Genomic DNA, 21077 nt, shown 5'->3' on the forward strand with positions numbered 1-21077 from the left:
GATCGTCATGGTGGCCGCGTTCGTGCTGGTTTGGTTCTTGCGCGAGAAGCCGCTTTCGACCAAGTCCGGGCTTGAGCGGGTGGCTGACGCTGAGGCTGTGGCCATTCACTGAGTTCGGTTGAGTTGCGGAAGGGTCGTCCCCGGTGGGGCGGCCCTTTTCGTTTTTTGGGCGTGGTGGGTTCCGGCGTGGTTGCGTTGGCCGTGCGTCGGTTCCTGTTCCAGCGTGGTCATGCACCCCCGGACGAAAGATCGGGGTGGCATCGCCGCTGCGCGACGATCCGCGATTGGGGCTTGACTTCGGGGCCCTTGCGAGGCGCTGTGGTCGGCCGGAAAAGGCCGGACGCTTCGCGACCGGCCGAGCCCGAGAGGGGTAGCACCTCGCACCCAAAGTCAAGCCCCAATCGCACAAGAACGGGTGGGTTCACCGGCTCTGATCGGCGCAAGGAAAAGACGGCTCGCCTTCGGCATCGCTTGGAAGCGCGGGGTTTGTACGGCTCGCCTTCGGCATCGCTTGAGGAGTTGGCCGGTAGGACCGCGCCTAGCTGTTCCTGGCTGGGTCGGAGTGTCAGACCTGCTGAGTACGTTGGGTCGCGGGGGAGCCAAAACGCGAGGGGACCCCTGCGTGAGCCTGCTGATCCCCGAGCACCCACCGGCGGCGCCTCCCGGCAGGCAGTCCCGGAACGACAAAGGGCCGTCCCCCAACGGCGGGGACGGCCCTGGTGCGCACGCCTCAGTGGAACGTCTCGCCCCGCGCCTCGGCGTCCTTCAGGCGCTGGTAGGAGCGCTTGATCTCGGCCTCGGCCTCGGTGCGGCCCACCCAGGTCGCGCCCTCGACGCTCTTGCCCGGCTCCAGGTCCTTGTAGACCTCGAAGAAGTGCTGGATCTCCAGGCGGTCGAACTCCGCCAGGTGGTGGATGTCGCGCAGGTGCTCGTGCCGCGGGTCGAAGGCCGGGACGCACAGAACCTTGTCGTCGCCGCCCTTCTCGTCCGTCATGCGGAACATGCCGATGGCGCGGGCCGCGATCAGGCAGCCGGGGAACGTCGGCTCCTGGACGAGGACGAGGGCGTCCAGGGGGTCGCCGTCCTCACCCAGGGTGTTCTCGATGAACCCGTAGTCGGCGGGGTACTGCGTCGACGTGAACAACGTGCGGTCGAGGCGGATGCGACCAGACTTGTGGTCCACCTCGTACTTGTTGCGCACGCCCTTGGGGATCTCGATCAGGACGTCGAACTCCACTGGTCCTCGCTCATGTAGCCCATTCGTGACCCCACTAGTGTGGACCACGACGCCCTGTCAACCCTCATCGGAGCGGCGGCTCGAGGGTGTGAGATTGCCCGTACCGAGCAGACGGAGGTCCTCTTGCCGGACGAGCCCCAGTGGCCGACCGAGGACGACGACGCCGAGTCAGCCGGTGCGTCCTCCGAGGCGACGGTGCAGGTCAGCCGCCCGTCGGTGGACCAGCCGACGATGCGGTTCCCGTTGGCGTCCGTGCTGTCGACACCGTCCACACGGGAGCCGTTGCGCTCGTCGCCCGTCCGCGTCGTGCCCGTCGGCGGTCCGGGTGGAGCGAAGGGTCCCGGAGGTCCGCAGAGAGGTCCCGGCGGGTCTTCCGGCGCGTCGGGTGGTGGGAAGTCTCACGGCACGATTGGTCCAGAAGTCGGCCAACCTCGGCAGGTCCCGCAGTCCGAGCGCAAGACCGTGGACCTCGGCGCGACCGAACCGCCGCGAGCGACGCCCGTGCGGGTCCAGGCCGGCGAGAAGCCGCCGGTGGCCGAGCCGAGGGGCGACCAGACCCGCGTCGTGCCCAAGCCCGACGTCGCCAACGCCAAGACCGCGCGTGTCGACCAGCTGCCGATGACGAACCAGTCGTGGTTCGACCAGCCGGTCACGCCGGACCAGACCCGCAAGGACCAGCAGAGGCCCGAACAGCAACAGCAACAGCAGCAGCGCCCGCAGCCTCCCCGCCAGGAACCGCAGCCCATCGCGACCGTGCGGGTCGACCAGCTCCAGCGCCAGGAACCCGCCCGCTTCGAGCAGCAGCGGCCCGCCCCTCAGCGGCCGGAGCCGCCGAAGCCGCGGTCCCAGGACCTGCCCGTCACCGGGTACGACGAGGAGCCGGAGGACAGGCTCGCCGACGACGAGCCGGGGAAGAGCCGCAAGGCCCTCGTCGTCGTGCTCGGCCTGCTGGTCGTGGCGGCGCTGGTGGGCGCCACCGTCTACGCGGTCAACGAGTTCGGCGGCACCGAGGCCGTCCAGACCAGGCCGCCCGCGCCGCCGGCCGCCGTCCAGCAGCTGGTCAAGGCGGCGACGGCGGGTGCGCCGGCACCGTCGCCGGCGGGCGTGAAGCAGGCGCTGACCGGTCCGGCGGGCAACGGCGTCCTCGGCACGCTGACCGGCAGCGTCGTCGACCCCGCCAGCGGGTCGCCGCTGTGGCAGCAGGGGGACACGACGCCCGCGACCCCGGCGTCGAGCCTCAAGATCCTCACGGCGGCCGCTGCCCTGCTGAGCCTGGACCGGACCGACCAGCTGAGCACCAAGGTCGTCCAGGGCGCTGAGCCCGGTACCGTCGTGATCGTCGGCGGTGGCGACCCGACGATCTCCGGCGTGCCCGGCAGGTCCGTCTACCCCGGCGCCGCGACGCTCGACGACCTGGTCAACCAGGTCAAGCAGAAGGGCCCGGTCACCAAGGTCCTGTTCGACCTCAGCCGCTACACCGGCGAGGCGCTCGGGCCGCAGTGGGAGCAGGCCGACATCGGCGGCGGCTCGGTCGCGCCGATCGTGCCGTTCATGCTCGACGGCGGCCGGGTCGACCAGGCCAACGTCAACGGCGCCCGCACCGGCAGCCCCGGCCAGGCGGCGGCCGACGCGTTCGCTCAGCGCATCGGCGCTCCCGGTGCCACCGCGGGTGCTGCTCCGGCCGGTGCGCAGGTGCTGGGCGAGATCAAGTCCGCGCCGGTCGAGCAGCTCGTCGACAACATGATGCAGATCTCCGACAACGTCCTCACCGAGGCGGTCGCCCGCGAGATCGCGATCAAGTCCGGCAACGAGCCGTCGTTCGCGGGCGGCGTCAAGGCCGTGCGGGACGTCCTCACCAAGAACGGGTTCGACCTCACCGGCGCGACCTTCGTGGACGGCAGCGGGCTCTCCGCGACGAACAAGATCCCGGCCAAGCTCCTCACCGACGTCCTCACCGCGGCCGCCAAGCCCACGCTGGACGACCAGCGCACCGCGAAGCTGCGTCCACTGTTGACGGCGTTGCCGGTCGCGGGCGGCAGCGGCACGCTCGCCGGTCGCTACACGGGCAGCTCGGCGAACGGCAGGGGCTGGGTGCGGGCCAAGACCGGCACGCTCACCGGCGTCAACGCGCTCGCGGGCGTGGTCGTCGACGTCGACGGGCGGGTGCTGGTGTTCGCGTTCATGTCCGCGAGCGGCGGCAACCCGGAGACCGAGGTGCGCCCCGCGCTCGACGTGATGGCCGCTGCGTTGCGAGGCTGTGGCTGTTCGTAGCGGGTCGTGCGCAGGTAGCGTCGGAACCGTGAACGGCGCGACGGAGGCAGAGCTCGGCCCGGTGGACTGGGACCTGGCGGTTTCGACCGCCGTGCGTCTCGTGCGACCAGGGCCGGTGATCGGCAAGGACGAGGCCGACCACGTCGTCGGCAGGCTGCGCGAGCTCGCTCCGCAGGCCGAGGTCCACGTCAGAGAGCTGACGGGGCTGGGCCAGGGGCTGCCGCTGCTGCCGGGCGAGGTCGTGGACCGCCCCGCGTGGGTGAAGGCCGCCGCGCAGGGACTGGCGGCGCTGACCGGGCCCGCGATGACGCGTCCGAGCGGTCCGATGGCGAGCATCCTCGCGGGCACGGCCGGTGTGCAGGCCGGGATCGTGATGGCGTTCCTGTCCTCGCGGGTGCTCGGCCAGTACGACCCGTTCGGACCGGAAGACCAGCTCGCCGGGCGCCTGCTGCTCGTGGCGCCGAACATCGTTGGCGCGCAACAGGCCCTGGACGTCCCCGACGACGACTTCCGCATGTGGGTGTGCCTGCACGAGTGCACGCACCGCCTCCAGTTCACCGGCGTGCCGTGGCTGCGCCGGTACTTCTCCGACCAGGTCACCGCGCTGCTGTCCTCAATGGACGAGGAGCGGGCGCCGCTGCCCGAGGTGATCCGCGACTTCCGGCAGAAGCTGCGCGAGGGCGACGGCCCGATGGGGCTGGTCGACCTCATCCAGTCGCCGCAGCAGAAGGCCGTGCTGGACCGGCTGGTCGCACTGTCCACTTTGCTCGAAGGCCACGCGGACCACGTGATGGACGCGGTGGGCCCGAGCGTGGTGCCGTCCGTCTCGACGATCCGCGGCCGGTTCACCGCTCGCCGCAAGGGCGGTGGCCTGCTCGACCGGATCCTGCGGACGCTGCTGGGCGTCGAGGCGAAGGTGCGCCAGTACGAGGAGGGCGCCCGGTTCACCGAGTACGTCGTCGAACGCGTCGGCATGGACGGCTTCAACGCGATCTGGACGTCCGCGGACACCCTGCCGACCCGCGCGGAGATCGCCGAACCCATGGGCTGGCTGCGCCGCGTGGCCCCGTGAACGGACCGGTCGCCGAGATCAGGACGGCCGTCAGGAGGTTCCTCGACGAGGTCCGCCCGGACGCCGTGACCGTCGCGGTCTCCGGCGGCGCCGACTCCCTGGCGCTGGCCGCCTGCGTGGGACGGCTGCTGCCCGGCGCGTCCGCGGTGGTCGTCGACCACCAGTTGCAGCCCGGCTCGGCCGAGGTGGCGCTGCGGGCGGCAGCCCAGTGCGCCGAGTTCGGTCTCGTCGCACGCGTGGAGGCGGTGTCCGTGCAGGGACCGGGCGGTCCCGAGGCGGCGGCCCGCAACGCCCGTTACGAGGCGCTGAGACCGGCGCGGGGCGTGGTGCTGCTCGGCCACACCCTGGACGACCAGGCGGAGACCGTTCTGCTCGGCCTGGGCCGCGGTTCCGGTCCACGTTCGATAGCCGGAATGCGCGCGTACGACCCGCCGTGGGGCCGTCCGCTGCTCGGCGTCACACGGGCGGTCACCCGTGCCGCGTGTGTGGAGCAGGGCATCGAGGCGTGGGAAGACCCGCACAACACCGACCCGTCGTTCACGCGTGTGCGCTTGCGTTCGGAAGTGCTGCCGTTGCTGGAGGACGTGTTGCAGGGCGGCGTGTCGTCGTCGTTGGCACGCACGGCAGCACAGTTGCGCGAGGACTGTGACGCACTCGACTCTCTCGCGGCGGCCTTCAGCGGCGACTGCTGCGCCATCGACGACATAGCCGAATTGCCCGTGGCGCTGCGACGCAGAGTGCTCAGATCGTGGCTGATCGACGAAGGCGTGCCGGAACTGTCCGATTCGCACCTGCGACGTGTTGACGCACTGGTGAGTGAATGGCGCGGTCAGGGCGGTGTCTGGCTACCCGGCGGCTTTGTCGCGAGCCGCGCGCATGGCAGGCTCGTTGTGGAACCACAGTCTTAAGCAGAGGGGACCTGTCCGTGTACGACGGCGACATCGCATCCGTGCTCATCACCGAGCAGGAGATCAGCGACAAGGTCACCGAGCTCGCCGAGCAGGTCGCGGCTGATCACCCAGAAGGTGACTCCGACCTCGTGCTGATCACCGTGCTCAAGGGCGCCGTGATGTTCATGGCCGACCTCGCCCGCGCGCTGCCCGTCCCGGTGCAGCTCGAGTTCATGGCCGTTTCGTCCTACGGCTCCTCCACGTCGTCCTCCGGCGTGGTGCGGATCCTGAAGGACCTGGACCGCGACATCGCCGACCGCAACGTGGTGATCGTCGAGGACATCATCGACTCCGGACTCACGCTGTCGTGGCTGCTGAAGAACCTGCAGTCGCGCCGGCCCCGGTCGCTGCAGGTGTGCACCCTGCTGCGCAAGCCCGACGCGGTGAAGGTCGAGGTGCCGGTGAAGTACGTCGGGTTCGACATCCCCAACGAGTTCGTCGTCGGGTACGGGCTGGACTACGCGGAGCGGTACCGGGACCTGCCCTACATCGGGACGTTGGACCCGAAGGTTTATTCGAACTGACGGTTCGTTCGAGCCGCCGGGCGAGTTCCAGCGTGGTCTTGTTGCGTTGTCCCTGTGCCTGTTCCAGCGTGGGCGTGCACCCCCGGACGAATTAGAGGTGTTCATCGCCGCTGGCGCGTCGATAGCGATTGGGGCTTGACTTCGGGGCCCTTGCGAGGTGCTGTGGTCGGCCGGAAAACGGCCGGACGCTTCGCGACCGGCCGAGCCCGAGAGGGGTAGCACCTCGCACCCAAAGTCAAGCCCCAATCGCACAAGCGGGTGGGTTCACCGGCTCTTGTCGGCGTAAGGAAAGACGGCTCGCCTTCGGCATCGCGTTGGAGGTCGCTCGCCTTCGGCATCGGCTGAGAAACGAAACGCCGGGCCTCCCCTGCGGGAGACCCGGCGTTCGCCGTGTGAAAGCGGGATCAGCAGTTCGGGCGGCAGCGCCGCTGTGACACCGCGTCCAGCAGCACGCCGCGGATGTCCTCCGGGTTCTTGGCCTGGTAGGCCTTGCCGCCGGTGGCCGCGGAGATCGAGCGGAGCGCGTCCATGTCCACCTCGTCGCCCAGTCCGACCATGATGATCGGCACCGGCTTGGCGGGGTCGGACTCCCGCTTCAGGGTCTCGATCAGTGCGGCCGTGTCGATCGACGAGATGTCGTCGTTGCGGCCGTCGGTCATCAGGACGACGGAGTTGACCTTCGACGCGTCGTAGCCCGCCAGGACGTGCCGGAACGCCGCCAGGGTCGTGTCGTTCAGCGCGGTGCCGCCGCCGACGATGTTCGTCAGCTGCGAGGCGCCCGCCTCCAGGCGCTTGCGCCTCGCCACGCCTGCCAGGGGTTCGCCCAGCGGGCCGATCGGGACCAGTTCGATCCAGTCGTTCGGCGGCTTCTTGTCGGTCGAGAACGCCCACAGGCCGATCTGGGTGGTGTCCGGCAGCATCGAGAGCGCGGTCATCGAGGCCTCGGTGGCCGCCTCGATGCGGGTCTTGCCGTTGCCGCTCTTCTCGATCATCGAGCCGGAGACGTCGATGACGGTCAGCATGCGCATGTCGAGGCTGATGGCGCCCCAGGTGCGCAGCAGCTCCGACACCTGGTCGGCGTTCGGGGTCTCGATCAGCTTCACGTCGCCCGCCTGCACGCCCTCGACGTCGGTCGACCACTTGGCCGGCGCGGCGCCCTGGACGGTGCGGAAGCCCGCCTCGCCGAAGCGCTTGGAGGTGTCGGCCGAGCGCAGGACCTTCTCGAACTCCGCCGCCGCCTCGCCGATGCCCTCCGGCTCGTTCGCGCGGGAGACGCGGACCAGCGGGTAGTCGAACGAGAGCGTGCCCTCCTTCGGCGGGGCGCCCACGACCACGTTGTCCTTCACCGACCGGTTGTTCGCCACGACGGACTGCTCGGTGGCGGCGAAGAGCGGGGCCTTGTCCGCGTCGGTGGTGACCTTGCCGAACGAGTCGCGGACCGACGGGACGGCGCTGCGGCCCACGCGCAGCAGGGTGCCGACGAGCTCCGGCTTCGGGGTGCCGTCCGCGTTGCCGAGCAGGGTGCGGATCACGAACAGGGAGGCGAGGCCCTCCGACGTCATCGTCGGGTCGCTCATCGAGATCTGCACGCGCGGGTCGACGACCTTCGACCACGAGACGGGCTGGACCGGGAAGCCGATCTTGGACATGGCCTGCTGGGAGCCGGCCATCACCAGCGGGCTGGACGCCAGCGAGGGCTTGATGTCCAGCTTCGGGGCCTCCGGACCGGTCTCGGCCGACTGGCGCTGCGCCTCCGCGGCCCACATCGACGAGTCGGGGATCCACAGGGAGTGCGGGTTGATCTGCGCGGTCGGCAGCTCGTTGGCCACGTCGGCCGCGTTGCGCGACTCGACCTGGACCTGGACGCACCGGCCCTTCACGACCGGCTGCGACCGCTGGTAGTCCTGGGCGGCCCCGTTCACCACGTCCAGGGCGGCGGGGGTGACGGCGACCTTCAGCGGCAGTGCGCCGGAGCAGTCGGCACCACTGGTGACACGCAGTGCCACAACTGTGACGCCTGCCGCCGCGACCACTCCGAGCAGGGCGCCCACGGGGAGGGCCACCCGCCGGAACAAGCCGGGGGAGGTGTGACGTGCTGACATACAGTTACTTACCTTCGGTCACGTGTTCACTCTTTCGAGTGGCGGGGAAACACTCGGGGGAGGAATGAGGATGACATGTGACCCACAAACGTAATGAGATGGCGTGACCTGCGTCACTCGTCTGGACGGCGGTATTTGTTCCGGATGAACCAAACTGCGTGAACATGCGTGGCGGGGGTCACGGGTGGGAACCCGGAACCGTCCCCGCCCGTTGGTTGCTCAGTACCCGACCAGCGGGCGGTAGGCTGGTCGGACGCGGTATGTGGGTCTTCCACTGCCCGACGCGCAAGTCAGGGAGGGTCGAGGCCGCCCGCCGGCCGTAAGTGCATGGACCGCAAGCGCCTGCTTCGCAACCCGCTGCTGTGGATCGCTGCGGTGTTGCTGCTCTACTTCGTCTTCACCGTGCTCTTCGACGACTCACGGGGCTACCACCAGGTCAAGACTTCCCAAGCTCTCGCGCAAGTCCGCGAGGGCAACGTCAAGGAAGCCACGATCGAGGACAAGGAGCAGCGTCTCCGACTCACCCTCAAGGACGGGGCCTCGTTCGAGGGCAGCAACCGCCTGATCACGCAGTACCCGGCCAGTGCGACGGACGAGATCTTCAACGTCCTCGACCAGGCCGGCAACAAGCCGACCGTCGAGACCAAGGTCAGCCAGGAGTCCATCCTGATGCAGATCTTGATCTACCTCGTGCCGCTCGGCCTGCTGTTGCTGCTGCTCATGTGGATGATGAACAACGCCCAGGGCGGGGGTAACCGCGTCCTCAACTTCGGCAAGTCCAAGGCGAAGCAGCTGTCGAAGGACATGCCGAAGACGACGTTCGCCGACGTCGCCGGTGCCGAGGAGGCCGTCGAGGAGCTCGAGGAGATCAAGGACTTCCTCCAGAACCCCGGCCGCTACCAGGCGCTCGGGGCGAAGATCCCGAAGGGCGTGCTGCTGTACGGCCCGCCGGGAACCGGCAAGACGCTGCTCGCCAGGGCCGTCGCCGGTGAGGCCGGGGTGCCGTTCTACTCGATCTCCGGTTCGGACTTCGTCGAGATGTTCGTAGGTGTCGGTGCCTCGCGTGTGCGCGACCTGTTCGAGCAGGCCAAGCAGAACGCGCCGTGCATCATCTTCGTCGACGAGATCGACGCGGTCGGCCGCCACCGCGGCGCCGGCCTCGGCGGAGGTCACGACGAGCGCGAGCAGACCCTCAACCAGCTGCTCGTCGAGATGGACGGCTTCGACTCGCGCGGCGGGATCATCCTGATCGCGGCGACGAACCGCCCCGACATCCTCGACCCCGCGCTGCTGCGCCCCGGCCGCTTCGACCGCCAGATCCCGGTGTCCGCACCGGACCTGAAGGGCCGCAAGCAGATCCTCCGGGTGCACTCGAAGGGCAAGCCGCTCGCCGCGGACGCCGACCTCGACGGACTCGCGAAGCGCACCGTCGGGTTCTCCGGCGCCGACCTCGCGAACGTCATCAACGAGGCGGCACTGCTCACGGCGCGCCAGAACGGCAACACCATCACCGCCGGCGCCCTCGAGGAGTCGGTGGACCGCGTGATCGGCGGTCCGGCCCGCAAGAGCCGGATCATCTCCGAGAAGGAGAAGAAGATCACCGCGTACCACGAGGCCGGGCACGCCCTGGCCGCGTGGGCGATGCCGGACATCGACCCGGTCTACAAGGTCACGATCCTCGCCCGCGGCCGCACCGGCGGCCACACCCTCTCGGTGCCGGAAGAGGACAAGGACCTGATGACCAGGTCCGAGATGATCGCGCGACTGGTGTTCGCACTGGGTGGCCGGTCCGCCGAGGAGCTCGTGTTCCACGAGCCCACGACGGGTGCGTCCAACGACATCGAGCAGGCGACGAAGATCGCCCGCGCGATGGTCACCGAGTACGGCATGAGCGCGAGGCTCGGCGCCGTGAAGTACGGGCAGGAGCAGGGCGAGCCGTTCCTCGGGCGCTCGGCCGGCCGCCAGGCGGACTACTCGCTGGAGGTCGCGCACGAGATCGACGAGGAAGTGCGCAAGCTCATCGAGGCCGCGCACACCGAGGCGTACGAGGTGCTCAACACCTACCGCGACGTCCTCGACGACCTCACGCTCGAGCTGATCGACAAGGAGACCCTGCACCAGAAGGACCTGGAGCGGATCTTCGCCCGCGTCGAGAAGCGGCCGCGCATCACCCAGTTCAACGACTTCGGTGACCGCACGCCGTCCGACATCCCGCCGGTCAAGACCCCCGGCGAGCTCGCCAAGGAACGCGGCGAGCCGTGGCCGCCCGTCGTCGAGGACGCGATCGAGGAGGAGCTGAAGCAGGAGGACGCCTCCGCCTCGGAGCCGCCCACCGAGCAGCTGCCCGCGCAGAACGGCACGAACGGCGTGCACCAGCCCGGCCAGCCGGCCAACCAGTCGGGTCCGCCGAACTACGGCGCCCCGCCCGGATGGACCCCGGCGACCGTTCCCGGCGGCAAGCCGCACAACGTCTGGGAGCCGAAGAAGCCGCAGCCCGACCAGGACGAGCGGCAGTGACCGAGCAACACCAGCTCGACGGAGACGCCGGCCTCACCCACCACGGGGAGGCCGGCGTCTCCGCGCGACGGGTCTTCGACCAGGCGCGGGCCGAGGCCGCGGTGCGCGAGCTGCTGATCGCGTGCGGTGAGGACCCGGAGCGCGAGGGTCTGCTCGAGACACCCGCACGGGTGGCGCGGGCCTACCGGGAGTTGTTCGCAGGCCTCTACACCGACGCGGACGCCGTGCTGGCCAAGACGTTCGACGAGAGCCACGAGGAGCTCGTCCTCGTCACGGACATCCCGATGTTCAGCTTCTGCGAGCACCACCTGCTGCCGTTCCACGGCGTCGCGCACGTCGGGTACATCCCGAACGAGAAGGGCCGCGTCACGGGCCTGTCGAAGCTCGCGCGGCTCGTCGACCTCTACTCGAAGCGGCCGCAGGTGCAGGAGCGGCTGACGTCGCAGGTCGCGGACGCGCTGGTGCGCAAGCTCGAACCGCGCGGCGTGATCGTCGTGGTCGAGGCCGAGCACCTGTGCATGGGCATGCGCGGTGTGCGCAAGCCCGGTTCGCGCACGACGACCTCGGCGGTGCGCGGGTTGCTGCGCACGTCCGCGTCCACGCGGGCGGAGGCGATCGAGCTGATCAAGGGCCGGACGCGGTGACCGGCCTGCCCCGGCCCGGCCGCTGCGCCGTGATGGGCGTGCTCAACGTGACGCCCGACTCGTTCTCCGACGGCGGCCGCTACCTCGACCGGCGGGACGCGGTCGCGCACGGCGTCGAGATGTTCGAGCGCGGCGCCGACCTGATCGACGTGGGCGGCGAGTCGACGAGGCCCGGCGCCGAGCGCGTCGACCCCGACGAGGAGATCGCCCGCGTCGCACCGGTGATCCGCGCGCTGGTCTCCGAGGGTGTGCCGGTCAGCGTGGACACGATGCGCGCCGCCGTCGCCGCGGCGGCGCTGGAGGCGGGCGCGTCGATCGTGAACGACGTGTCCGGCGGCCTGGCCGACCCGGAGATGGCGAAGGTCGTCGCCGACGCCGGCGTGCCGTACGTGCTGATGCACTGGCGTGGGCACAGCACGGAGATGGACTCGTTGGCGCGCTACGACGACGTGGTGAGCGACGTGCGCGACGAGCTTTTGCAGCGCGTCGAGACCGCGATGGCCGCGGGCGTCGCGGAGTCGTCGATCGTGCTCGACCCCGGCCTCGGTTTCGCGAAGCTCGGCGACCACAACTGGGAGCTGTTGCAGCGCCTGGACGAGCTGGTCGAGCTGGGCTTCCCGGTGCTGGTGGGGGCGTCGCGCAAACGCTTCCTCGGCACGTTGCTCGGCGGCCGTCCGCCGGACGGCAGGGAGGACGCGACCGCGGCGGTGTCCGCGCTGGCCGCGTTCAACGGTGCGTGGGGTGTGCGGGTGCACGACGTCGACCGGACGCTGGACGCGGTCGCCGTCGCCGGTGCGTGGAGGCGGGGACATGGCTGACCGGATCGCGTTGACGGGCCTGCGGGTGCGCGGCCACCACGGCGTCTTCGAGCACGAGAAGCGCGACGGGCAGGAGTTCGTCGTCGACATCACGCTGTGGCTGGACCTCTCGTCGGCGTCCCGCACGGACTCGCTCGCGGAGACCTACCACTACGGCGAGCTCGCGGAGATGGCCGCGGCGATCGTCGCCGGCGAACCGTACGACCTGATCGAGGCGGTGGCCGGGCGCATCGCCGACGAGGCCATGAAGGACACGCGGCTGCACGCGGCCGAAGTGACGGTGCACAAGCCGTCCGCGCCGATCCCGCTGACGTTCGACGACGTGTCGGTGACGATCCGCCGCTCCCGCCGGCTGGCAGCGCCGTTGCCCCCCAAGGAATCCCGGTGACCCGCGCGGTCCTCTCGCTCGGCTCCAACCTCGGTGACCGCCTCGCGTTCCTCCAGTCCGCGGTGGACGGGTTGCGGCCGTTCGTCGTCGCGGTGTCGCCCGTCTACGAGACGGCGGCGTGGGGCGTCGAGGACCAGCCGGACTTCCTCAACGCCGTCGTGGTCGTCTCCGCGGACGACGTCGACGAGTGGGGCTGGCTGCGCCGCGGTCAGGCGCTGGAGAACGCCGCCGGGCGCGTGCGGGAGAAGCGCTGGGGACCCCGCACGCTGGACGTGGACGTGGTTTCGGTGGACGGGGTGACCTCGGACCACCCGGAGCTGCTCCTGCCGCATCCTGGGGCATTTGAGCGTGCGACGGTCATCATCCCGTGGCTCGACGTGGAGCCTGATGCGGTTCTGCCCGGCCGCGGACCCGTTGCGGCGCTGGAGTTCTCTTCGGACGGTGTGCGGCGGCGCGACGATCTCGTGCTTTCGGGTTGGATGGACTCGTGAGGTTCACCCAACCCCGCGACCTCGTGGCCGTCGCGATCATCGCCGGGATCCTGGCGCACCTGCTGCTGCGGCTCTCGTACGACTCACTGCCGCCGTTGCCCGTCCTGGCCGGGTCGACGCTGTTCGTCATCGCGGTCGTGGAGGCCGTGTTCGCGTTCTCGTTGCGCGCCAGGATCCAGCGCCGCGCCGGAGCTCGTCCGGTGCAGCCGCTGACCGCCGCGCGAGCGGTCGCATTGGCAAAGGCTTCGTCCGTTTTGGGTGCTTTGATGTTCGGCGCCTGGGCCGGGTTGCTGATCTTCGTGATCCCCGTCCGCGACTCGTTCCCCGCCGCCTCGAACGACCTGGTGGCGGCGGTCGTCGGGGTGGTCTCGGCGCTACTGCTGACGGCGGCGGCGCTGTGGCTGGAGCACTGCTGCAAGACGCCCAATGACGGTGCCGGAAACGAGATAGATACCCGGCCGTAGGTCTCAGTCCCATAACTACGCGGTACCGTAGTGCGCATGACCGGGCGAGGCGCGTCGATCGACGACGAGCAGGAAGATCACGGTCGTGGCTCCGGGCGGTTGCTCTTAGTAGCGGCATTGGCGCTCGCCCTCGTGGCCGCGGCGGTGCTCGTGCTGAGCGACAGCGCCCGCATGCTGCGTCTGGCCGTGGTCGCTGCTCTGTGGGCAGCACTGGTGGGTGCTTTCCTGGCCGCCAGGTACCGCCGTCAGGTCACTGAACGTGACGACGAGGTGGCCGACCTCCAGTCCGTCTACGAGCTCGAGCTCGAGCGCGAGGTCGCGGCCCGGCGCGAGTACGAGCTGGAGATCGAGTCCGAGACGCGCAAGCGCATCGAGGAGGAGTCCCGCGCGGACATCGAGGCGTTGCGGGCCGACCTACACGCCCTGCGCGACAACCTCCAGGCGTTGCTGGGCGGCGACGTCCTCGTCGAACGCGTCGCGCTGCGCGCCGAGTCGACCAGGCTGCGCGCCCTCGCCTCGGACGCGGCCCGCCTGACGACGGGTGCCGAGAAGCGGATCATCAACGCGATCTCCGCGTCGTCGGTGCCGCCGGAGAAGCCGTCCGAGCGCACCGAGCTGATCGAACGCGTCGCCCACGAGGCCAAGGTGCAGCCGCCGCGCCGCGAGCCCGCCCGTCCCGAACCGGCCCGCCCCGAACCCACCCGCGCCTCACCGCGCCCGCAGCCGGCTGTGGCCCGCCGCGAGCCCGTGAAGGCCGCGAAGCAGGAACCGGTCCGCCCGCAGCCCCGCACGTCCGCCGCCGCGGCGGTGTCGGCCAGGCTCGGCGGCGCCAAGCCCGCTCCGGTGCCCCCGCCGACCGTGAAGGCCCCGCCCGTCCAGGCACAGGCACAGGCACAGGTGCAGCGCACCGAACGGGTGCAGCGCCCGCCGGCCCAGCCCCCGGTGAACAACCGGACCGAGGCGCTGGCGCGACCGGAGCAGCCGCCGAAGGCGCCCGTCGTGAAGCCGGTGGAGGCCCGCAAGCCCGAACAGCCCCGGTCCCGCGTCGCCGAGCGGACCGCGATGATCGACCCGAAGTCGTTGCAGCAGGCCGGTGGTGGCCGCCGCCGCGCCGACGACCGTCCTGCCCCCGCCGCACCCGCGCCCGTCCAGGACAGCGGCTCGTGGGAGACGATCAAGCCGGACAGCCCCGCCGCCGGTGGCCGCAGGCGTTCCGAGGAGCCCCCGGCCCGCCGCACGAAGTCCGAGGACTCGCTGGTGTCGCTGCCGCCCGTCGGCCGCCGCTCTGCCTCGGAGCAGTCGTCGGCCCGCCTGCCGGTGGTCGCGCCGGGCCGTCGTTCCGTCGCGGACGAGCCCCCGGTGTCCGGCCGCCGGGTGGCCGAGGACTCCTCCACGCGCCTGCCCGTGGTGTCGTCCGGCACCGGCCGCCGCGCGGCCCCGGAAGACCCGTCGGGCGCGCACGCGGACGGCAAGTCGGTGAGCGAGCTGCTGGCGTCCCTGGGCGGAGGCGACGCACCGCGCCGCCGTCGCCGCCGCGACGACTAGGTCCCGCTACTTGTCGATGTCGCCGACGATGACGGCGAACGAGCTCAGCACGCCCGGCAGGTCGTCCACCTTCGTGCCGGGCAGCAGCGCCGACAACGCCTGAACGTTGTTGAACGACGGCGTGCGCAGCTTGAGCCGCCACGGCGTCTTCTCGCCCCGTGACGACAAGTGCACTCCGGACGTCCCCAACGGCGCCTCGACACGCGTGTAGACCGAACCCTCGGGCGCCTTGATGGCCTTGGGCAGCCGCACGTTCACCGGTCCCGCCGGCAGCTGGTCCAGGCACGCCGTCGCCAGCTCCGTCGACAGCCGCACCTCGTCGAGGAGGTTGCGCACCCGTGCCGCGGCGTCGCCCTCGGTGCGGACCACCGGGGTCACGTCCAGGGCCTTGTAGGCCGGCAACGGGTCGTCGCGCCGCAGGTCGAAGTCCACGCCGCTGGCCCGCCCGATCGGCCCGGTGACACCGTAGGCGAGCGCGTCGTCCTCGCTCAGGACGCCGAGCCCCTCGAGCCCGCTGAAGTCGATCTCCAGGGTGTTGACGTCCACAGTGGACAGGAATTCGGCGACCCTGCCCGTCCAGCCGGCCGGCACGTCCTCGCGCAGGCCGCCGATCCTGTTGAACATGAAGTGGATCCGGCCGCCGGACGCCTCCTCCATCAGGGCTTGGACGCCCTCGCGGTAGGTCGCGGCGTTGGGGGACAACGGTGTCAGGAACACCATGTGCGCCATCAGCCGATTGAGTTCGCACAGCAGCACGCGCAGCCATTGGGCCCGTGCGGGGACGTCCATGCCCGTCATGCGCTCGACGGCCAGCGCCACGGCCAGCTCGTTGCAGAAGGCGGACAGCCAGTCGTGCCGGTTGGCGAGCGTGAGGACCTGCCGGTAGTCGCGCACCTCGAAGAGCTTCTCGGCGCCGCGGTGCAGGTGCCCGACGAGCGGCTCGGCCGCGGTGATCACCAGGTCCGGCGTGACGGTCAGGCGCAGGCGGTAGGCGCCGTGGGCCGACGGGTGCAACGGGCCCAGGTCGATCACGCGGTCCACGCCCAGGTACTGGGCGCCTGCTCCTACGCCGACGGTGATCTGCTCGCTCACCGGAGCATGGTTTCACGGCCGTAGGGGTGGGACGTGGCAGGTGGGGTGCTCACGCCCTCGTGACCGCGAAGAGGAAGCACCCGTGCGACAGGCTTCGCACCTGCACCGACTCGATCGAAGGATCGTTGAACAATTCCTCGATCGCACGGTCGAACGATCCAGGCGACACCACCGCGCCGTCATGGATCTGACCTGCGGCGTTGTAGGAACGCAGGATCCGGGGATTGTTCAACAATTCGACGGGGAGACGATCCAACGCAGGCGCGTCAGGGCACTCCACGTGCGTGAAGACCGGACCGACCTCCGCGTAAGGTCCCTTGCCGGAAGCAGGCGAGTAGCGGAACAGCCACACCGGCTCGTCCGGCAGCGACTTCCGCAGACAGCACCGCAACGGCACGTCGGGCTCGGAAGCCCGGTACTCACGACCGGCGTCGGACAGAGCGGCGGCAGGCAGAACGTTGTGGATTCGCACGAGGAAGAACGATCGTCCTCAGGCAGGCGAAATGCTGGCGGGATTCGGACGCCAGGGCGGCAGCGCGGGGAGCAGGTCGGCGACGTCCACCCCGCGCCCGTGCAGCAGCCACCCGAACGCCCCCAGCCCGGCCGGGTCCCGCAGCTCCGCGATCCGCCCGGCCCTGGCCGCCGACTCCAGCCAGTCCCACCCCGACCCGGACACCGACCCGTTCAACCCCAACGCGCGCAACGCGTCCCGCTGCGACACCAGCACGAAGTCCCCACCGGCGGCGGCAGCGCAGGCGTCCAGAGCGACGTGCGCGGTGATGTCGCAGGACCCGTCGAACACCGGCGGAACCTGACGTCCCCCGCGGTACCCGGTCAGCGTGAACCGCCGCGACGACACCAGGTGCCCGTAGTCGATCGCCAGAGCCGCCCCGCGCACCGACGCCACCGCCGCTGCCCAGGCGGCGTCCCTGGGCGCCCCCACCTCGGCCTGCTCGCCGGGCCCCAGCGAAGGCCACCACCGGGCGATCCACGGGTCCGGAGAAGGCCCCGTCACCACCGGGCACGGAATCGAGTCGAGCCATTCGTGGCCGACCAGCAACCCGACGCACGGCGGAATCGAAGTCGTCCACCGAACCCCCGGCAGCGAAACGGGCGGACCGAGCTCCACGGCCGTCACCCGCAACCGCGCGGCCAGCGACCCCGAAGCCAGCGAACGCACCGCGGCAGCCAGCTCGCCGCCCCCGGCGCCGACGTCGACGAAGTCCACGACCGGGGGATTTCCCAGTGCGGTGTCCACCCGCGCCAGCAGCTCCACCAGCGCCTCGGCCAGCTCCGGACCGACCAGCGGAGACGTTCGGAAGTGCGAGAACGGCTTCTCGCCGCGGGCGAAGAAACCGCCGGGACCGTACAGCGCGGCGTGCCAAGCGGCTTCCCAGTCGAACACCGGACAAGTGTGCATCTAAGGTCATTTCTCGTGACCGACGCCGACCTCACGCCGACGCCGACGAAGAAGCGCATCGAGCAGCGCCGCTGGACCGTCCTGTTCCCCGTCGTGGCCCTGATCGCGCTGGCCGCGGCCGGGCTCGTGCTGTTCGCGCTCGGCACGTCGAGCATCGGCATCGAGCCGCTGCTCGTGGGGGCCGCCGCGGCGCTGATCCCCGTCGCGTTCGTGGTGAGCGCCTTCCTGTGGATCGACCGGTGGGAACCGGAACCGGCGAAGATGCTGCTGTTCGCGTTCATCTGGGGTGCGTGCGGGGCGACGATCACCTCGCTCGCGTTCAACCAGACCAGCCGCGTGCTCGGCGACCTGCTGACCAACGACGGCACGACGTTCACCGCCGTCGTCGGGGCGCCGATCGTCGAGGAGGCGACCAAGGCGGTGTTCCTGATCGCCGTGTTCGCGCGGCGGCGGCACGAGTTCGACGGCGTCGTCGACGGCATGGTCTACGCGGGCATCACGGCCGCGGGCTTCGCGTTCACCGAGAACATCTGGTACTTCGGGCGGGTCTTCCTCGCCGACGGGCTGGGCGGCATGGGCGGTGGCGTGATCGCGCTGTTCGTCCTGCGCGGGGTGCTGTCGCCGTTCGCGCACCCGCTGTTCACGGCCATGACGGGCATCGGTGTCGGCATCGCGGCCAGCACGCGTCACGCCACGACCCGCGTCCTCGCACCGATCGGCGGCTACCTCACGGCGGTCGGGCTGCACTCGCTGTGGAACTTCTCGACGACCGTCGGCACCGGGTCCGACTTCATCAACCTGTACTTCCTGATCATGGTGCCGGTGTTCGCCGGCGCCGTCGCGATCGTGGTGTGGCAGCGGCGCCGTGAGCAGCGGATCGTGGCGGGGCAGCTCGCCGCGATGGCGCAGAACAAGTGGATCGCCAACAGCGAGGTGGCGCTGCTGGCGAGCCTCAACGGCCGCAGGAACTGGCTGCGGGCGGTCAAGCGCAAGTCCGGTGACGCCGCCGCCAAGTCCGTGCGGAGCTACCAGATCGCGGTCACGGAGCTCGCCTTCCTGCGCCACCGCATCGAGCAGGGGACGGGCGGCCAGAGCGCCGAGCAACGCCACGGGGTGCTGCTCGACGCGCTCCACGCCGCCAGGGCCGCCGCCCGCCGGTGAGTCCTGTCACCGGCGGGGCCACCGCCGGGAACAGCGGATTACCCTCGGCGGCGTCGTCCGGTACCCGCACCAGGGACTGGAACGTCAGAAGGAGTTAGTCGCATGGACGCGACCCCACGTCCGGCCAGGCTCGCCGTCGGTGTCATCTCGGCAGGCCGGGTCGGTTCGGTGCTGGGCGCCGCGCTGGCCAGAGCGGGCCACGTGGTCGCCGGCACGTCCGCCGTCTCCCAGGCCTCCCGCAACCGCGCGGAGGAGCTGCTGCCCGGCGTCCCCGTCGAAGACCCCACCGAGGTCGCGAAGCGCGCCGACCTCGTGCTGCTGGCCGTGCCGGACGACGAGCTGGCGGGCCTGGTCAAGGGCCTCGTCGCCACGGAGTCGCTGCGCGCGGGCCAGATCGTCGTGCACACCAGCGGCGCGCAGGGCGTGAACGTGCTGCGGCCCGCCGCCGAGATCGGCGCCCTCACGCTCGCGCTGCACCCCGTCATGACCTTCACCGGCCGCGAGGAGGACCTCCAGCGGATGCGCGCCGCGTGCGTCGGCGTGACGGCCGCGGACGGCGACGAGGTCGCGTGGAGCGTCGGCGAGGCGCTGGTCGTGGAGATGGACGCCGAACCGGTCCGCGTCCCCGAGGCCGTCCGCCCGCTCTACCACTCCGCGCTGGCCCACGGCGCGAACCACCTGATCACGCTCGTGCGCGACGCCGCGGACCTGCTCACGAACTCCGGTGTCGCCAACGCCGAACGCCTGCTCGGCCCGTTGCTGTCCGCCGCGCTCGACAACGCGCTGCGCCACGGCGACAGGGCCCTCACCGGTCCGGTCGCCCGCGGCGACACGGGTACCTTGCGGGGGCACCTCGGCGTGCTGGCCGAGCAGGCGCCCGAGATCCTGCCCAGCTACCGCGTGCTCGCCCGCCGCACCGCCGACCGGGCCGAGCACTCCGGGCTGCTCAAGCCCGACGCGGCCGACGACGTTCGCACCACTCTTGAGGACTGACGTGACCAAGCCACTGACCAAGGACGACTACCGCCCGGACGACGTCACGGTGCACCGCGACCCCGCGCGGCTGAACAGGGTCATCAGGGCCCTGCGCAACGCCGGCCGCAACGTCGCGCTCGTGCCGACCATGGGCGCCCTGCACGCCGGCCACCGGCAGCTGATCCGCGAGGCGCAGGTCATGCAGAACACGGTGGTCGTCGTGTCGATCTTCGTGAACCCGCTGCAGTTCGGCCCGAACGAGGACCTGGCCAAGTACCCGCGGCAGTTCGAGTCCGATGTGGACATCTGCCGCGACGAGCGCGTCGGCATCGTCTTCGCGCCTTCTGTCGAGGACATGTACCCCGAAGGATCGGGTTCCGGGGGCGCGCAGGTCACCGTGCACCCCGGGCCGCTGGGCGACGAGCTGGAGGGCGCGGTCCGCCCCGGCCACTTCGCGGGCGTGCTGACCGTGGTGTCGAAGCTGTTCAACATCGTGCAGCCCACGTACGCGGTGTTCGGGCAGAAGGACTACCAGCAGCTCCAGCTCATCCACCGGATGGCGCGCGACCTCAACTTCCCGCTGGACGTCGTCGGCGTGCCGACCGTCCGCGAGCACGACGGCCTCGCGCTGTCGTCGCGCAACGCCTACCTGTCCGAGGAAGAGCGCCACCACGCCGTGACGCTGTCGGCAGCTCTCACCGCCGGCGCCCACGTCAGCGCGCAGGGCGCGGACGCGGTGCTCAAGGCCGCGCACGACGTGCTGGCGCAGGTGCCCGAGGTCGAGCTCGACTACCTGGAGCTGCGCGGGGTCGACCTCGGTCCCGCGCCGGAGAACGGCGACGCGCGGCTGCTGGTCGCGGCGCGCGTCGGTTCCACCCGCCTGATCGACAACATCGCGGTGTTGCTCGGCGAAGGCGACGAGTAGGGGGATGCCATGTTCCGCACGATGCTGAAGTCCAAGATCCACCGCGCGACCGTGACGCAGGCCGACCTGCACTACGTCGGCTCGGTGACGGTGGACGAGGACCTGATGGAGGCCGCCGACCTGCTGGCGGGCGAGCAGGTCGCCATCGTCGACGTCACCAACGGCGCACGTCTGGAGACCTACGTCATCCCCGGCGAGCGCGGCACCGGCGTGCTGGGCATCAACGGCGCGGCGGCGCACCTCGTGCACCCCGGCGACATCGTGATCCTCATCGCGTACGGGCAGATGGACGACGCCGAGTCGCGCGCCTACAGGCCGCGGGTCGTGTTCGTGGACGCCGACAACAAGGTCGTCGACCTCGGCTCCGACCCCGCGCACGCGCCGGAGGGCTCCGGTCTGGTGAACGGGTCCACGAGCGGACTCTCTTCTGAGACCGTTGAGGCGACCGCGCTGGACGCGTTGATCAAGACCGAGAACTGAG

General features: G+C 70.7%; 20 protein-coding genes. 15 read left to right on the top strand and 5 right to left on the bottom strand.

Annotated features, from left to right (window positions below):
• Nucleotides 1–730: 730 nt before the first annotated feature.
• A complete protein-coding gene (locus VF330_RS22020; protein ID WP_330853529.1) occupies nt 731–1237 on the bottom strand; it encodes an inorganic diphosphatase in 507 nt (168 codons plus the stop codon).
• A gap of 123 nt (nt 1238–1360) precedes the next feature.
• Here VF330_RS22020 and dacB point away from each other — a divergent pair, with 123 nt between their 5' ends.
• The 4 genes from dacB to hpt are packed head-to-tail and all read left to right on the top strand — an operon-like array spanning nt 1361 to nt 6054.
• A complete protein-coding gene (gene dacB / locus VF330_RS22025) occupies nt 1361–3508 on the top strand; it encodes a D-alanyl-D-alanine carboxypeptidase/D-alanyl-D-alanine endopeptidase (RefSeq protein WP_330853530.1) in 2148 nt (715 codons plus the stop codon).
• A gap of 28 nt (nt 3509–3536) precedes the next feature.
• Nucleotides 3537–4580, top strand: a complete 1044-nt coding sequence (locus VF330_RS22030; RefSeq protein ID WP_330853531.1) for a zinc-dependent metalloprotease — start codon at nt 3537–3539, stop codon at nt 4578–4580.
• A complete protein-coding gene (gene tilS, locus VF330_RS22035) occupies nt 4577–5488 on the top strand; it encodes a tRNA lysidine(34) synthetase TilS (protein WP_330853532.1) in 912 nt (303 codons plus the stop codon). The genes VF330_RS22030 and tilS overlap by 4 nt, the downstream gene beginning before the upstream one ends.
• 17 nt (nt 5489–5505) lie before the next feature.
• Complete coding sequence (hpt, locus tag VF330_RS22040) at nt 5506–6054, top strand: hypoxanthine phosphoribosyltransferase (RefSeq protein WP_330853533.1); 549 nt, start codon at nt 5506–5508, stop codon at nt 6052–6054.
• 404 nt (nt 6055–6458) lie between these two features.
• Here hpt and VF330_RS22045 read toward each other — a convergent pair whose 3' ends face one another.
• Entirely contained in the window at nt 6459–8156 is a 1698-nt protein-coding gene (locus tag VF330_RS22045; RefSeq protein WP_330853534.1) for a substrate-binding and VWA domain-containing protein, read from the bottom strand.
• 327 nt (nt 8157–8483) lie between these two features.
• On the opposite strand from VF330_RS22045, the gene ftsH reads away from it, so the two are divergent.
• From ftsH to VF330_RS22080, 7 genes are read left to right on the top strand one after another with little or no spacing between them, the layout of a single operon-like run.
• A complete protein-coding gene (gene ftsH / locus VF330_RS22050; protein ID WP_330853535.1) occupies nt 8484–10673 on the top strand; it encodes an ATP-dependent zinc metalloprotease FtsH in 2190 nt (729 codons plus the stop codon).
• Nucleotides 10670–11317, top strand: a complete 648-nt coding sequence (gene folE, locus VF330_RS22055; protein ID WP_330853536.1) for a GTP cyclohydrolase I FolE — start codon at nt 10670–10672, stop codon at nt 11315–11317. Before ftsH ends, folE begins: the two co-directional genes overlap by 4 nt.
• A gap of 32 nt (nt 11318–11349) precedes the next feature.
• Nucleotides 11350–12135, top strand: a complete 786-nt coding sequence (gene folP / locus VF330_RS22060) for a dihydropteroate synthase (protein WP_330853555.1) — start codon at nt 11350–11352, stop codon at nt 12133–12135.
• Complete coding sequence (folB, locus tag VF330_RS22065; protein WP_330853537.1) at nt 12128–12523, top strand: dihydroneopterin aldolase; 396 nt, start codon at nt 12128–12130, stop codon at nt 12521–12523. Before folP ends, folB begins: the two co-directional genes overlap by 8 nt.
• A complete protein-coding gene (gene folK, locus VF330_RS22070) occupies nt 12520–13014 on the top strand; it encodes a 2-amino-4-hydroxy-6-hydroxymethyldihydropteridine diphosphokinase (RefSeq protein WP_330853538.1) in 495 nt (164 codons plus the stop codon). The genes folB and folK overlap by 4 nt, the downstream gene beginning before the upstream one ends.
• Nucleotides 13011–13478 carry a DUF3180 domain-containing protein gene (locus tag VF330_RS22075; protein WP_330853539.1) on the top strand — a complete coding sequence of 156 codons (468 nt, stop codon included), beginning with the start codon at nt 13011–13013 and terminating at the stop codon, nt 13476–13478. Before folK ends, VF330_RS22075 begins: the two co-directional genes overlap by 4 nt.
• Nucleotides 13479–13514: 36 nt before the next feature.
• A complete protein-coding gene (locus VF330_RS22080; protein WP_330853540.1) occupies nt 13515–15023 on the top strand; it encodes a DUF6779 domain-containing protein in 1509 nt (502 codons plus the stop codon).
• Between the two features lie 6 nt (nt 15024–15029).
• Here VF330_RS22080 and VF330_RS22085 read toward each other — a convergent pair whose 3' ends face one another.
• From VF330_RS22085 to VF330_RS22095, 3 genes are read right to left on the bottom strand one after another with little or no spacing between them, the layout of a single operon-like run.
• Nucleotides 15030–16115: an NADH-quinone oxidoreductase subunit D gene (locus VF330_RS22085; RefSeq protein WP_330853541.1), complete on the bottom strand. Its 1086-nt coding sequence runs from the start codon at nt 16113–16115 to the stop codon at nt 15030–15032.
• Between the two features lie 49 nt (nt 16116–16164).
• Nucleotides 16165–16587: a DUF1203 domain-containing protein gene (locus tag VF330_RS22090; RefSeq protein WP_330853542.1), complete on the bottom strand. Its 423-nt coding sequence runs from the start codon at nt 16585–16587 to the stop codon at nt 16165–16167.
• A gap of 18 nt (nt 16588–16605) precedes the next feature.
• Nucleotides 16606–17520 carry an SAM-dependent methyltransferase gene (locus VF330_RS22095; RefSeq protein WP_330853543.1) on the bottom strand — a complete coding sequence of 305 codons (915 nt, stop codon included), beginning with the start codon at nt 17518–17520 and terminating at the stop codon, nt 16606–16608.
• 30 nt (nt 17521–17550) lie between these two features.
• Between VF330_RS22095 and VF330_RS22100 the strand changes: the two genes are divergently transcribed.
• The 4 genes from VF330_RS22100 to panD all read left to right on the top strand — a co-directional run bounded on the left by VF330_RS22100 (nt 17551) and on the right by panD (nt 21076).
• Nucleotides 17551–18696, top strand: coding sequence for a PrsW family intramembrane metalloprotease (locus VF330_RS22100; protein WP_330853544.1), 1146 nt, complete (start codon nt 17551–17553; stop codon nt 18694–18696).
• A 102-nt stretch (nt 18697–18798) separates the two neighbouring features.
• Nucleotides 18799–19689: a Rossmann-like and DUF2520 domain-containing protein gene (locus VF330_RS22105; RefSeq protein WP_330853545.1), complete on the top strand. Its 891-nt coding sequence runs from the start codon at nt 18799–18801 to the stop codon at nt 19687–19689.
• Nucleotide 19690: 1 nt separating this feature from the next.
• Complete coding sequence (gene panC, locus VF330_RS22110) at nt 19691–20596, top strand: pantoate--beta-alanine ligase (RefSeq protein ID WP_330853546.1); 906 nt, start codon at nt 19691–19693, stop codon at nt 20594–20596.
• A gap of 9 nt (nt 20597–20605) precedes the next feature.
• Nucleotides 20606–21076: an aspartate 1-decarboxylase gene (panD, locus tag VF330_RS22115; RefSeq protein ID WP_330853547.1), complete on the top strand. Its 471-nt coding sequence runs from the start codon at nt 20606–20608 to the stop codon at nt 21074–21076.
• Nucleotide 21077: the final 1 nt, after the last annotated feature.

Source organism: Lentzea sp. (assembly GCF_036380075.1).
Lineage (GTDB): Bacteria > Actinomycetota > Actinomycetes > Mycobacteriales > Pseudonocardiaceae > Lentzea.

Bases quoted from the DNA above. Each gene is read 5' to 3' on its own strand.
- folP (WP_330853555.1), top strand. From the start codon at position 11,350: ATGGGCGTGCTCAACGTGACGCCCGACTCGTTCTCCGACGGCGGCCGC.
- panD (WP_330853547.1), top strand. From the start codon at position 20,606: ATGTTCCGCACGATGCTGAAGTCCAAGATCCACCGCGCGACCGTGACG.
- VF330_RS22105 (WP_330853545.1), top strand. From the start codon at position 18,799: ATGGACGCGACCCCACGTCCGGCCAGGCTCGCCGTCGGTGTCATCTCG.
- folB (WP_330853537.1), top strand. From the start codon at position 12,128: ATGGCTGACCGGATCGCGTTGACGGGCCTGCGGGTGCGCGGCCACCAC.
- VF330_RS22080 (WP_330853540.1), top strand. From the start codon at position 13,515: ATGACCGGGCGAGGCGCGTCGATCGACGACGAGCAGGAAGATCACGGT.
- VF330_RS22045 (WP_330853534.1), bottom strand. From the start codon at position 8,156: ATGTCAGCACGTCACACCTCCCCCGGCTTGTTCCGGCGGGTGGCCCTC.
- ftsH (WP_330853535.1), top strand. From the start codon at position 8,484: ATGGACCGCAAGCGCCTGCTTCGCAACCCGCTGCTGTGGATCGCTGCG.